Source organism: Mycobacterium sp. NGS34, assembly GCF_059812845.1.
The window spans coordinates 189,821-202,046 of the sequence record NZ_JCALDM010000011.1; the positions used below are offsets into that span (position 1 = coordinate 189,821).

Consider the following 12,226-nt stretch of genomic DNA (forward strand, 5'->3'; position numbering starts at 1 on the left):
TGCCGGCAGGGTCTTGACTCCGTAGTGATCACTACAGTACCGTAATGATCGCTACAGAACAAGCCGGACACGAAGGCGAGACGGCAATGAACGAATATCCGACCTATGACGTCGCGGTGATCGGTTACGGTCCGACGGGCGCCACCGCCGCGAATCTGCTGGGCCGCCTCGGCCTTAGCGTGGTAGTCATCGAGCGCGACCCCGATGTGTACGGGCGGGCGCGGGCCATCTCGACCGACGAGGAGGTCATGCGCGTCTGGCAGTCCGTCGGGCTGGCCGACCGCCTGCAGCGGGACATGCTGCCCGACCGGCCGCTGGCCTGGGTCGACGCCCAGGGCGTGCCGTTCATCGAAACCACCATGACGCCCCGCGGTTGCGGGCACCCCCCGCAGCAGTTCCTGTACCAGCCCGCGGTCGACCACGTGCTGCGCGAGGGCGTCGACCGGTTTCCCAGCGTCGAGGTGCTGCTGGAACACGAGTGCCTGCGGGCGGTCAACGGGCCGTCGGACGTCGAACTGATGCTCGCCGACCTGCGCACCGACACGTTCAAACGCGTGCGGGCGTCATACGTGATCGCGTGCGACGGCGGGGCCTCGCCGACCCGCGGCCAGCTCGGCGTCGGATACGAGGGACGCACCTACGCCGAACGCTGGGTTGTCATCGACACCAAGGTGATTCGCGAATGGGACGGTCACGACCGGCTGCGCTTCCACTGCAATCCCGCCCGCCCGACCGTGGACTGCCCCACGCCGCTGGGGCACCACCGCTGGGAGTACCCCGCGCGGACCGGCGAGGACGAAACAAGGCTCGTCACCGACGAGGCCGTGTGGGAAGTCCTCAACGACCAGGGCATCACCGACGAGCACGTCAAGATCCTGCGTGCGGTGATCTACAGCCACCACGTGCGCGTCGCAGACCGTTGGCGCGTCGGGCGCATTTTCCTGGCCGGCGACGCGGCGCATGCCATGCCGCCGTGGATCGGGCAGGGCATGTCGGCCGGCGTGCGCGACGCGGCCAACCTGTGCTGGAAGCTCGCGGCCGTGCTGCACGGGCAGGCGCCCGATTCGCTGCTCGACAGCTACCAGGCCGAGCGCAAGCCGCACGTCACCGAGGTCACCCGCCGGGCGGTACGCAACGGGCGGATCATCACCGAGCGCCGGAAGCCGTTGGCGTGGTTGCGAAATCACCTGCTGCGGGCCGTGACACGAGTTCCCGGGGCGCTGAAGGCCGGGCAGAGCCTGATCTGGATTCCACCCGCGCACTACCCCGCCGGATTCGTGGCACCGGATGCGCACCCGGCGGCCGGCTGGCAGCTGCCCCAGCCCTGGGTCACCGACCCGAGCGGAAACAGGTCGCGGCTGGACGACGCCCTCGGCGGCGGTTGGGCCGTGCTGCACCTCGGCGCGACGCCATCCGGTACGGATCGCTGGGAGCGGCTGGGCGCGGTCTCGCTGTCCATCACCAGCGGTGCGCCGGCGCCCGGAGCAATCCGCGACGACGACGGCAGCCTGACGGGCTGGCTGCGCGGCAAGAAGGCGGCCGCGGTCGTCGTGCGCCCCGACGGGTTCGTCTACGCCGCCGCGCCCGCCGGCGCTCCGCTGCCCGCCCCGCCGCCGGGGCTGACCGACCTGACCCCGCCCCTGCCAGCCGCCCCGATCGGAGTCCCCGCATGATCACCACCGAACTGACCGAGCGCACCGTCACCGTCGCGGGCAAGCCCATCTTCGTCACCGAAACCGGGACCGGGCCGCCCGTCGTCATGCTGCACGGCGGCGGCCCCGGCGCGTCGGGCGTGTCGAACTACTCTCGCAACATCGACGCTCTCGCAACGCATTTCCGCGTCATCGTGCCCGACATGCCCGGCTACGGCAGGTCGGCCAAGGGCGTCGACCGCAACGACCCGTTCGGCTACCTCGCCGACATGATCCGCGGCCTGATCGACGAACTCGGCATCGACACCGCGCACCTCATCGGCAACTCCTACGGCGGATCGGCGGCGCTGCGGCTCGCCCTGGACACCCCGGATCGCGTCGGCAAGCTGGTATTGATGGGCCCGGGCGGCATCGGCACGACCCGGGGCCTTCCCACGGCCGGGCTGAAGAGCCTGCTGTCCTACTACGGCGGCGACGGCCCCAGCCGCGACAAGCTCGCCACGTTCATCCGCACCTACCTGGTGTACGACGGGGCCGCCGTGCCCGAGGACCTGATCGACCTGCGCTACCGCGCATCGATCGACCCCGAGGTGGTCGCGAACCCGCCCCTGCGGCGGCCCTCCGGACCGACCGCCCTGCGCACCCTGTGGCGGATGGACCTCACCCGGGACGGCCGGCTGAAGGACCTGCCGACACCGACGCTGGTCCTGTGGGGCCGCGACGACAAGGTCAACAAGCCCTCGGGCGGGCCGCAGCTGCTCAACCTGCTGCCGAACGCCGAGCTGGTGATGACCTCGCACACCGGACATTGGATGCAATGGGAACGCGCGGAGATGTTCAACCGGCTGGCCATCGAATTCCTGGAGCGTGCGCGATGACGCCGTCGGTGTTTGGGCGGGTCCACCTCGGTTACGTGGTGGTCGAGACCGAAAAGTTCGGGGACTGGCGGCGATTCGGCCGCGACGCCATCGGCATGCACCTCGACGAGGCCGGCAGCGACGCGATCCGGTTTCGCCTCGACGACAACGAGTGCCGTTTCCTGCTGCAACGGGGCGCGGCCGAGGACGTCACCGCGCTCGGCTGGCACATTGACGACCACGACGCCTTCGACACCGTCCTCGCCCGCGTCAAGCGCCACGGCGTGCCGGTGACCGAGGGCACCGACGACGAGGCCGCGCTGCGCGCCGTGGAGCGGCTGGTCCGATTCCCCGGACCCAACGGCCTGACCCAGGAGGTCTTCACCCGCGCCCGCACCGGCACGGCACCGTTACACCTGGCCGCGGGCGGCGGGTTCGTCACGGGCGCAGCGGGCCTGGGCCACGTGGCGGTCACCACGACGAAGCCCCATCAGCTGCGTGGCTACTACGACGCGGTGTTGGACGCGCGGCTGTCCGACTACATCGACGAGACGATCAGCGGCCTCAAGTTCAAGATCCGCTTCCTGCGGGTCAACGAGCGCCACCACACCGTGGCGATCGCGGCCGTCAACCGGTTGCGGCTCAACCCGATCCGCACCCGGGTGCAGCACGTCAACGTCCAGGTCGCGCAGCTCGACGACATGACCGCGGCCTACCAGCGCGTCAAGCAACTCGGGTTCCGGATGGCGCTCGGCGTGGGCCAGCACACCAACGACAAGGAACTGTCCTTCTACGCCGTCACACCCTCGGGCTTCGAATGGGAGCTGGGCTGGAATCCGATCGTCGTCGACGAGACCACGTGGGAGCCCACCACCCACCAGGGCATCAGCATTTGGGGGCACACTCCAGAGGGACAGACCATCGTCGAGAAGCTCGGCCAGTTCAAGACCGGCGCCGCGTCGATGTTGCACCACGAGGACGTCGTGCCGGCCCTGGCCGGCGCGGGCATTCCGGACCACTGATCGGCAGGGGAGCAGCGATGCCGCGGATCGACACCCACCACCACGCCATCCCGTCCTTCTATCGAGACCTGTTGCGAAAGGCCAAGATCGACGAGGAGAGCGGCCGTGCGCTGCCGGAGTGGAGCCCCGAGGAGTCGCTGCGGACCATGGGGGAACTGAACGTCGCCACCGCGATCCTGTCGGTGTCCACGCCGGGCACCGCGTTCCTGCCTGACGCGAAGGACGCCGAGTCGCTCGCCCGCGACATCAACGACTACCTCGCCGAACTCGCCCGGACCCAGCCCAACCGGTTCGGATTCTTCGCGACCATCCCCATGCCGCATCTGAGCGAGTCCGTCGACGAGGTCGCCCGATCACTCGACGCCTTGAGCGCCGACGGCGTCGTGTTGCTGGCCAACAGCGCGGGAACCTACCTGGGCCAGGATGGACAGGACGATCTGTTCGCGGCGCTGGACGCGCGCTCGGCGGTGGTGTTCATCCACCCTGCCAACCTGCCCGGCCCCGTCGTGGACGGCGTAGTACCGTTCGCGGCCGACTTCCTGCTCGACACCACGCGGGCGGCGTATTTGCTTGTCCGCAACCAGATTTGCCGCAAGTACCCCAACGTCAAGTTCATCCTCAGTCACGCGGGCGGATTCGTGCCCTACGCCTCGCACCGGATGGCGGCGGCCATCACGGGCGACACCGGACGCAGCCTCGCCGACGTCCTCGACGACTTCGCGGGCTTCTACTTCGACACCGCGTTGTCGTCGAGCGCCGCCGCGCTGCCGAGCCTGCTGGCTTTCGCGAAGCCGGGACACGTCACCTTCGGCTCCGATTGGCCCTTCGCCCCCGTCGCGGCCGGCAAGCTGTTCGCCGCCGGACTGGAGACCTACCCCGGGCTCGACCCGGGCACCCGAGCGGCGATAGAGCGCACCAACGCGCTCGCGCTGTTCCCCCGCCTTGGGACGGCGCCGCCGCCGGCGGCCGAATCCGCAGTCGACCAGCTGCGCCACGCGGCCAGCAGGGCGCTGATGCGCGGCGTCACGCGACTGATCAACAGCGGCTAGCGCCGCTCAGCGCAGGGCCTGCTGCCAGGCCAGCATGCGTTCGGCCAATTCGGGCCCGGCGTCTTCCTGGATGAAGTGGCTGGCCTTGATGCGGGCGTGCGGCTGGCCGGCCGCGCCGGGGATGTGCTTGATCAACGGGCGGTCCGCTTGCCCGAGGATGGGATCCCGGTTGCCAAAGATGCACAGGCAGGGCTTCTCCCACTGGCCCAGGGTCTTCCACGCCGCCCGGTTGGCCTGGATCGCCGGGTCGTACGGTGACGTCGGCACCAGCTGAGGGAACGCGCGGGCGCCGGCCTGATAGGTCTTGTTCGGGTACGGGGCGTCGTAACCCGCGCGCACCTTGGGGGGCACTCGGCGGACGGTGCCGGTCGCGACGATGCGCCCGGCGGGCAGCACGGGGGAGTAGCGCGCGAAGGCCCGCCATGCGTAGAAGGCCGGCGGCGTGGGGCGCTCCGCGGTGGGCAGGAAGCCGTTCGCCACGACCAGTCGCGCGACCCGATCACCCTGCTCGGCGGCGATGCGTAGGCCGATCAGCGACCCCCAGTCCTGCACGAACAGGGTGACGTCCTTCAGGTTGAGCCGCTCGAACCACGAGGTGACCCACTCGACGTGGCGCAGGTAGGTGTAATCCTCCATCCGGCTGGGCTTGTCGGAGCGGCCGAAGCCGATCAGGTCGGGCGCCAGCACGCGGTTCCCGGCATCGGCCAGCGGGGGAATCATCGTGCGGTACAGATAGCTCCACGTCGGCTCGCCGTGCAGCAGCACGATCGGCGGGCCATCGACCGGGCCCTCGTCCAGGAAGTGCATGCGCAGCGGCTCGGTGTCGCTTGCGGTCACGTCGATGTAGTTCGCTACGAACGGATAGCCCTCCAGGTTTTCGAATCGGGAGTCTGGGGTTCGCAGCACATCCATATTCGGCTCCTCCGGGGTGGGACCTCTGCAAGCCTCTCGCGGCAGCGCGATTTCGTCCAGTGGCAGATTCATTGAGACGGTAACCGGCAACAATTAAACTCGCGACATCATGGCCATCCGGCACGCGGTACTGCTCATCGCCGACATCGGCGGATACACCCACTACATGAACTGGAACCGGACCCACCTGGCGCACGCGCAGCTAACCGTGGCCGGGTTGTTGGAAGCGGTCATCGACGCGGGCAAGGGCCTGAAGCTCGCCAAGCTGGAGGGTGACGCGGCGTTCTTCTGGGCGCCGGAGGGCAACGCCAAAGTGCTGGTATGCGAGCGGCTGTCACGGATGCGCGAGGCGTTCCTCGCGCAGCGCGAGCGGTTCAAGGCGGACATCGCCTGCGAGTGCGCGAGCTGTGGACAGCTGGACAACCTGTCGCTGAAGTTCGTCGTCCACCAGGGCGAGGTCGCCGAGCAAAAGGTGAAACGCCACGTCGAACTCGCCGGGGTCGACGTCATCCTGGTGCACCGGATGCTGAAAAACTCGGTACCCGTTGTCGAATACGTGCTGATGACCGATCCGGTCGCCGCGTGCCTCGACGACCCGATGCGCGGTCTGTGCAAGCCGTTGGTCCACCATTTCGAGGGCATCGGGGACACCTCGACGCATTACATCGACCTCGCCACCCCGGAGATGCCGGCCGCGCGGCCACGGCCCAGCCGGTTGGGGCGGTTCGGCAAGACCGCCAAGTTCGAGTTGATCTCGCTGCCGTTCCTGTTGGGCATCAAGAAACCCGCGGAGGGTTTCCGCAACCTGGACCGCGCCGAGGACGTTCCCGCCTAGCCGGTTTCGAGCGCCCCGCCCATTCGCGATATCGCCTCGGTGAGAATGGCTTTCGAGGTCGCGAAGTTCAACCGGACATGCCCGGCCCCGCCGGTTCCGAAGACGTGACCGGAGCTGAGCGCGACGCGGGCGTGGTCGAGGAACCACCGGGCCGGCCCGGTCAGGTCCGCCACCACCGCCAGCCCGCCCGCGGCCTCCTCGTCGAAACCGAGCTCCCGGCAATCGAGCCAGGCGAGGTAAGTGCCCTGTGGCCATTGGTATTTCACGCCGGGAAGGTGCTCGGCGATCAGGTCGCCCAGCAACGTCCGGTTCGCGTCGAGGCCGCCCAGCAGCGCGTCGAGCCAGTAGTCCCCGCTGTGGAAGGCTTCGGCGTGGGCGATGACGCCCAGGTGGCTAGGGCCGTGGCTGACCTCCTCCGGCATCCGGTGCAGGTCCGCCGCGGCCTCCGGACCGGCGATGGCCAACGCCGCCTTCAGACCCGAGAGGTTCCACGCCTTCGAGGCCGACGTCAGCGCCAGTGCGTTCTCGGCGCCGGGCACGCTCAGGTAGGGGACGAAACGCGCACCCGGCAGGATGACCGGCGCGTGTATCTCGTCGGAGACCACCCGCACGCCGTACCGGCGGGCCAGCTCAGCGACGGCGCGCAGCTCCTCGAGCGTGTGCACCGCCCCGGTCGGGTTGTGCGGATTGCACAACAGGTACGCGACCCTGCCGCCCGAAGCGCCGGCCCGGACGAACGCTTCCTCCAAGGCGCCCAGGTCAATTCGGCCGTCGGCGCCGAGCGGCGCCTCGACCACCCGGCGACCGTCGTGCGATACGAACGCGTAGAACGGCGCGTAAACGGGTGGGTTGACGATGACGGCGTCCCCGCGCTCGGTGACCAGACGCAGCATTTCCACGGCGCCCAGCATCACGTCGGGGACGATCGCGGTGCGGCCGACCTGCAGGTCGTGCCACTGCCAGCGGCGGGATGCGAATGCACTGACCGCCTCGGCAAACGCGGTGCCGCAGGGATATCCGGTGTCGCCGATGTCGATCGCCCTGCGGAGCGCCTCGGCCACCGTCGGCGGCAGCGCGACGTCCATCTCGGCGACCCACAGCGGCAACACGTCGTCGGCGTGGGCGCGCCATTTCATGCTGGTGCGCAGCCGCAGTTGCTGCAGCGTGAGTTCCTCGAGTGGGTTAAACGTCACCCCGGCAGATTAGGTGGCGAACGCGTGCTTTGGAATCGTCAGTGGTAGGTCGACAGAACTCAGCAGCCCGGGTTCGGCCGCAACGACATACGGCACGGCGTTGACGACGCGCATCGCGGTGGCGACCATCGCGCCCGCCCCCGACGTCATGCCGGCGACGCCGGCCTTGCGCGGATCTTTCAGCGTGGCCGCCAGCGTGCACTCGATGTCGGGGTCGCCGGTGATCGCGATGCGGTACGACAGGTCGCCGATCCCGGTCGGCCAATCGGGGGCGACATCGTGCGCGAGCCGGGTGACATGCTCGATGACGATGGCCTCGCGCCCGTCGACCACCCCGATCGCCTGCATGCGCAGCGCACCGCACGTCCCCGCCTCGACGGTGCCCATCGCGACCTCCAGCGTCCGGTCGGTGACGGCGCGATCGAAGCTCTCGCGGACCTCCTGGACCTCGACCCCCAGCGCGTCGGCCACCAAACGGATCTGACCCTGCCATTCGCCGGCGATCGCGCCCGGAAAGCCGATCCAGGGCTGGTATTCGAGCGGACGCCCGAAACCCAGCGCGTCGCTCATGATGTCGGGAACCCCGTAGTCGTCGTACAGGCCGATCTCGAACGAGTGGATCTTCTCGATCGACGACGACTGCGTGGACAGCACCAGCGGCAGGTAGTCCGCGGCGAACCCGGGCTCGATGCCCGACGCGTACAGCGATACCTGCCCCTGCTTGGCTGCGGCGACGAGTTGGTCGCGCCACTCCGCGGGCTCGTAGGCGTGCGGGTTGACCAGCCGCGTGGTGCTGGTCGTGACGACGTTGATCCCCGCCTCGAGCAGCATCACGTAATCCGGGATGGCCAGCGCGTCGCGTTCGGGGCCGCTGGCCGCATAGATCACGCAGTCGGGTTTCAGCGCGATCAGCGCGTCCGCGTCATTCGTGGCCTTCAAGCCGATCGGGTCCCCGTTGGCCAGTTCGCCGGCGTCCCGGCCATCCTTCTCCGGCGAGTGCACCCACACCCCGACCAGGTCCAGGTTGGGGCGGCGCTGAATCGCGCGGATGGCGATCGATCCGATGCCGCCGGTCGCCCAGACCACTACGCGGTGAGTCGTCATCTTGTTTCTCCTCCGTTGCGCGCGATGAAAGCCGATACGGCCGTTGCCCTTAAGTCGATAAGAAAGTGAACACTATCCTAAAGAACAAATCTTAGGTTAACCTGCAGCTGATGTACACGCTCGGAGCGCGGCGCCTACCGCACCCGCTGCCGCTGCACCCGCTGTGTGGTGGCGTCCCGCCGGAGGCGGCGTGGCCCTACCTGGAACGCGCCGCCGCCGCGGCAGGTCAGTAAGGAGAGTGCTCATGCGCATCGTCGTGTGGTCCACCGGGGGAGTCGGCAAGATCGCGATCGACGCCATCAACCGCCGACCGGACCTGGAACTCGTTGGCGTATGGGTGCATTCGCCCGACAAGGTCGGCAGGGACGCGGGCGAATTGGCCGGCATCGGGGCGCTGGGGGTGACGGCCACCGACGACGCCGATGCGTTGATCGCCCTGGCGCCCGACGCCGTCGTGTACGCCGCGAGCGGTCCCGAACGCGACGGCGCCGCGGTGCCCGACTATCTGCGGCTGCTGGAGGCGGGCATCAACGTCGTGTCGACGTCGTCGACGAGCCTGGTGTACCCGCCGTCGTATTTCGCCCCGGACTGGCGCGACCAGCTGGAGGCCGCGGCCAAGTCCGGCGGTGCGTCAATGTACGTCTCGGGCATCTTTCCCGGCTTCGCCTCCGATCAGTTGGCATTGCTGATGACGACGCAGTCGAAGCACATCCGCACCATCACGGCCAGCGAGGTCGCGCTCAACGACCACTACCCGGTGGCCGACGTGATGATGGACGGCTTGGGCTTCGGCCGGCCCCTGGATTTCGAGCCCATGCTCAAGACACCCGGTTTCATCGAAATGGCCTGGAAGGCACCGATATTCCTGATCGCCGAGGGCCTCGGCGTCGAAGTGGAGGAGGTGCGGGGTTCGTTCGAGCGGGAACTCACCGACCGCGACATCGACGTGGCGTTCGGCACCATCGAGGCCGGCACCTGCGGTGCGGTGCGCACCCGGGCCGCGGGGGTGGTGCACGGTCGTGAGGCCATCGTGATTGAGCACGTCATCCGGATGGCCCGCGACGTCGCCCCCGACTGGCCCGCCTCGGATTGCGACGCGACCTATCGGGTCGACATCGAGGGCGACCCGGACGTCCACTGCGTGCTGACCCTCGGCGCGGCCGAAGGGCACGGCGCCGGTCGCGCCGCCATGACCGCCACGGCCATGCGCGTGGTGAACGCGATCCCGTACGTCATCGACGCGCCGCCCGGGCTGCTCAGCTCGCTGGACATCCCGACGACTTTGCCGCGCCACGCCTTTGACTGAACGTTGACGCAGCTCTCGGCGGCCACGTACCGTACGCGATACAAATATTAGGTTATCTAGGAGTCCACTGTGTTCACGTTGCGCTTCGACATGCGTGCCCCGTCGTGGGGGGCGCCGCGAGTAGCGCTGTACGGCGCCGTGCCCGAGATGTGCGCGTGGGCCGAGGATCATGGCGGCCTCGCCGCGGTGTTCTGCGAGCATCACGGGTCCGAGGACGGCTACCTGCCGTCCCCGTTGTTGCTGGCGTCGTCGGTGGCGTCGCGAACGGAGCGCCTGGCGCTCAGCCTGATCCTGATCCTGCCGTTCTACGACCCGGTGCGCCTGGCCGAGGACATGGCGGTCCTCGACATCATCAGCAAGGGGCGGGCGTCGTACATCCTCGCCCTGGGGTATCGGCCCGAGGAGTTCGAGCACTTCGGCGTGGCGCTGCGCGGTCGCGGCCGGCTCGCCGACGAGAAGCTCGCCCTGCTGCGCTCGCTGCTCTCCGAGAAAACGGTCAACCAGGACGGGCGACGGATCACGGTGACACCACGCCCGCACACCGAGGGGGGCCCGGGTCTGATGTGGGGCGGCGGAACCGTGGCGGCGGCCCGGCGGGCCGGCCGGTACGGCCTGGGCATGCTGGGCAACGCCAACGAACCCGGCATGCGGGAGGCCTACGAGGAGGCGTGCCGCGAACACGGTCATACGCCGGGCCCGACGATGTTTCCCGGCCGCGACACCCCGTCGGTCGTGTTCGTCGCCGACGACGTGGACCGGGCATGGGAAGAGCTCGGCGAGCACCTGCTGCACGACGTGCGAACGTACGCCGCGTGGAATCCCGGGGACGAGACGACGGCGGGCTTCTCGCACGTCAACACCGTCGACGAGCTGCGCGCCAATCCCGCGTCGCACGTGATTATCTCTGTCCCGGAGGCGATTTCGCGGGTGCGCGCCGGCGAGGTGCTCAACCTGTCGCCGCTGTGCGGCGGGCTGCCGCCGGAAGTCGCGTGGCCCTATCTCAAGCGCGTGGGGGAGGTCGTGCTGCCCGAGGCGCTGGCGGAGACGAAGGCACCGCTATGACCGGGGCGGGGACCGCCGAGGTTTACTACGACCCCTTCGATTTCGCCATCGACGACGACCCGTACCCGACCTGGAAGAGGCTGCGCGACGAGGCGCCGCTGTACTACAACGACAACTACGGCTTCTACGCGCTGAGCCGTTACGAGGACGTCTCCCGCGAGCTGATGAACTTCGGCACGTACCGGTCGGGTCGCGGCACCACGATCGAAATCATCAAGAGCGGCGTCGAGGTCCCGCCCGGAATCATCCTGTTCGAGGACCCGCCCATTCACGACCTGCATCGCCGTTTGCTCTCAAAGGTTTTCACGCCCCGCCGGATGGAGGCGGTCGAACCGCTGACCCGGGCGTTCTGCGCACGCGCGCTCGACCCGCTGGTGGGGACGGGCCGGTTCGACTTCATCGAGAATCTCGGCGCGATGGTCCCGATGCGCACGATCGGATACCTGCTGGGCATCCCCGAAGACGGTCAGGAAGCGATCCGCGACAAGGGCGGGCGTCAGCTCACCCTGAAGGAGGCCACGTTCCGGCCCGCCACGCAAGACTTGTTCGAGCGAAGCTACGAGATGTTCTCCGACTACATCGATTGGCGGGTCGACCACCCGTCGGACGATCTGATGACCCAGCTGCTCAACGCCGAGGTCGAGGACGACGGCCGGACCCGGCGGCTGACCCGGATCGAGGTGTTGCAATACACCAGCATGATCGCCGGCGCGGGCAACGAGACGACGACACGCCTGATCGGGTTCCTGGGTCAACTTCTCGCCGAGCACCCCGACCAGCGGCGGCAAATCGTGGCCGACCCCTCGCTGATTCCCATGGCCATCGAGGAGACCTTGCGCTACGAAGCCCCCTCGCCGGTGCAGGCGCGCTACGTCGCCCGCGAGGTCGAATGCCATGGCACGGCCGTTCCCGAGGGCTCGATCATGTTGCTGGTCAACGGATCCGCCAACCGGGACGAACGCAGGTACCCGGACGCGGACACGTTCGACATCCACCGCGGCGACACCCACCTCAGCTTCGGGCACGGGCTGCACTTCTGTATGGGATCGGCCCTGGCGCGCATGCAGGCGCGGGTCGCGCTCGAGGAGGTCATCAAGCGCTGGCCGGACTGGGAAGTCGACTACGCCAACGCCGGCAAGGCCCACACGACCAGCGTGCGGGGATGGTCGAAGCTGCCGGTGTTCACCTGATTTCGCCCGCTCGCCGAACGTCGAGTTGTTGCATGAGATCCGGC

The 12,226-nt window shown here is 68.6% G+C and carries 12 protein-coding genes; 9 read left to right on the forward strand and 3 right to left on the reverse strand.

Annotation, left to right across the window (positions count from 1 at the left end; translation table 11 throughout):
• Positions 1-86: 86 nt before the first annotated feature.
• Genes AC5Y7V_RS23960 through AC5Y7V_RS23975 form a run of 4 tightly spaced genes read left to right on the forward strand, consistent with a single transcriptional unit; the run spans position 87 to position 4,580 of the window.
• Positions 87-1,673 (forward strand): bifunctional 3-(3-hydroxy-phenyl)propionate/3-hydroxycinnamic acid hydroxylase, encoded by a 1,587-nt coding sequence (locus AC5Y7V_RS23960; RefSeq protein WP_499882521.1) that lies wholly within the window; start codon positions 87-89, stop codon positions 1,671-1,673.
• On the forward strand, positions 1,670-2,530 hold the full coding sequence (locus AC5Y7V_RS23965; protein WP_499882522.1) for an alpha/beta fold hydrolase: 861 nt from the start codon (positions 1,670-1,672) through the stop codon (positions 2,528-2,530). The genes AC5Y7V_RS23960 and AC5Y7V_RS23965 overlap by 4 nt, the downstream gene beginning before the upstream one ends.
• On the forward strand, positions 2,527-3,531 hold the full coding sequence (locus AC5Y7V_RS23970) for a VOC family protein (RefSeq protein WP_499882523.1): 1,005 nt from the start codon (positions 2,527-2,529) through the stop codon (positions 3,529-3,531). The genes AC5Y7V_RS23965 and AC5Y7V_RS23970 overlap by 4 nt, the downstream gene beginning before the upstream one ends.
• Before the next feature lie 17 nt (positions 3,532-3,548).
• Positions 3,549-4,580, forward strand: a complete 1,032-nt coding sequence (locus AC5Y7V_RS23975; protein ID WP_499882524.1) for an amidohydrolase family protein — start codon at positions 3,549-3,551, stop codon at positions 4,578-4,580.
• A 6-nt stretch (positions 4,581-4,586) separates the two neighbouring features.
• On the opposite strand, the gene AC5Y7V_RS23980 is transcribed toward AC5Y7V_RS23975, so the two are convergent.
• The gene (locus AC5Y7V_RS23980; RefSeq protein ID WP_499882525.1) at positions 4,587-5,492 is read right to left on the reverse strand and encodes a haloalkane dehalogenase; all 906 of its coding nucleotides are present in this window, start codon (positions 5,490-5,492) and stop codon (positions 4,587-4,589) included.
• Between the two features lie 109 nt (positions 5,493-5,601).
• Here AC5Y7V_RS23980 and AC5Y7V_RS23985 point away from each other — a divergent pair, with 109 nt between their 5' ends.
• Positions 5,602-6,327, forward strand: coding sequence for a DUF2652 domain-containing protein (locus AC5Y7V_RS23985; RefSeq protein ID WP_499882526.1), 726 nt, complete (start codon positions 5,602-5,604; stop codon positions 6,325-6,327).
• Here AC5Y7V_RS23985 and AC5Y7V_RS23990 read toward each other — a convergent pair.
• Entirely contained in the window at positions 6,324-7,463 is a 1,140-nt protein-coding gene (locus AC5Y7V_RS23990) for a MalY/PatB family protein (protein ID WP_499882538.1), read from the reverse strand. The genes AC5Y7V_RS23985 and AC5Y7V_RS23990 overlap by 4 nt on opposite strands.
• Positions 7,464-7,529: 66 nt before the next feature.
• Positions 7,530-8,624: an NAD(P)H-dependent amine dehydrogenase family protein gene (locus tag AC5Y7V_RS23995; protein ID WP_499882527.1), complete on the reverse strand. Its 1,095-nt coding sequence runs from the start codon at positions 8,622-8,624 to the stop codon at positions 7,530-7,532.
• A 110-nt stretch (positions 8,625-8,734) separates the two neighbouring features.
• Here AC5Y7V_RS23995 and AC5Y7V_RS24000 point away from each other — a divergent pair, with 110 nt between their 5' ends.
• The 4 genes from AC5Y7V_RS24000 (at position 8,735) to AC5Y7V_RS24015 (ending at position 12,182) form a co-directional block, all read left to right on the forward strand.
• On the forward strand, positions 8,735-8,857 hold the full coding sequence (locus tag AC5Y7V_RS24000) for a hypothetical protein (RefSeq protein WP_499882528.1): 123 nt from the start codon (positions 8,735-8,737) through the stop codon (positions 8,855-8,857).
• A gap of 11 nt (positions 8,858-8,868) precedes the next feature.
• On the forward strand, positions 8,869-9,930 hold the full coding sequence (locus AC5Y7V_RS24005; RefSeq protein WP_499882529.1) for an NAD(P)H-dependent amine dehydrogenase family protein: 1,062 nt from the start codon (positions 8,869-8,871) through the stop codon (positions 9,928-9,930).
• 69 nt (positions 9,931-9,999) lie between these two features.
• On the forward strand, positions 10,000-10,992 hold the full coding sequence (locus tag AC5Y7V_RS24010) for an LLM class flavin-dependent oxidoreductase (protein WP_499882530.1): 993 nt from the start codon (positions 10,000-10,002) through the stop codon (positions 10,990-10,992).
• Positions 10,989-12,182 (forward strand): cytochrome P450, encoded by a 1,194-nt coding sequence (locus tag AC5Y7V_RS24015; RefSeq protein ID WP_499882531.1) that lies wholly within the window; start codon positions 10,989-10,991, stop codon positions 12,180-12,182. Before AC5Y7V_RS24010 ends, AC5Y7V_RS24015 begins: the two co-directional genes overlap by 4 nt.
• The last annotated feature ends 44 nt before the right edge of the window (positions 12,183-12,226 follow it).

Excerpts from the sequence above, each read along its gene's own strand:
- AC5Y7V_RS23960 (WP_499882521.1), top strand. The coding sequence starts at position 87 with ATGAACGAATATCCGACCTATGACGTCGCGGTGATCGGTTACGGTCCG.
- AC5Y7V_RS23965 (WP_499882522.1), top strand. The coding sequence starts at position 1,670 with ATGATCACCACCGAACTGACCGAGCGCACCGTCACCGTCGCGGGCAAG.
- AC5Y7V_RS23970 (WP_499882523.1), top strand. The coding sequence starts at position 2,527 with ATGACGCCGTCGGTGTTTGGGCGGGTCCACCTCGGTTACGTGGTGGTC.
- AC5Y7V_RS23975 (WP_499882524.1), top strand. The coding sequence starts at position 3,549 with ATGCCGCGGATCGACACCCACCACCACGCCATCCCGTCCTTCTATCGA.
- AC5Y7V_RS23980 (WP_499882525.1), bottom strand. The coding sequence starts at position 5,492 with ATGGATGTGCTGCGAACCCCAGACTCCCGATTCGAAAACCTGGAGGGC.
- AC5Y7V_RS23985 (WP_499882526.1), top strand. The coding sequence starts at position 5,602 with ATGGCCATCCGGCACGCGGTACTGCTCATCGCCGACATCGGCGGATAC.
- AC5Y7V_RS23990 (WP_499882538.1), bottom strand. The coding sequence starts at position 7,463 with ATGAAATGGCGCGCCCACGCCGACGACGTGTTGCCGCTGTGGGTCGCC.
- AC5Y7V_RS23995 (WP_499882527.1), bottom strand. The coding sequence starts at position 8,624 with ATGACGACTCACCGCGTAGTGGTCTGGGCGACCGGCGGCATCGGATCG.
- AC5Y7V_RS24000 (WP_499882528.1), top strand. The coding sequence starts at position 8,735 with ATGTACACGCTCGGAGCGCGGCGCCTACCGCACCCGCTGCCGCTGCAC.
- AC5Y7V_RS24005 (WP_499882529.1), top strand. The coding sequence starts at position 8,869 with ATGCGCATCGTCGTGTGGTCCACCGGGGGAGTCGGCAAGATCGCGATC.
- AC5Y7V_RS24015 (WP_499882531.1), top strand. The coding sequence starts at position 10,989 with ATGACCGGGGCGGGGACCGCCGAGGTTTACTACGACCCCTTCGATTTC.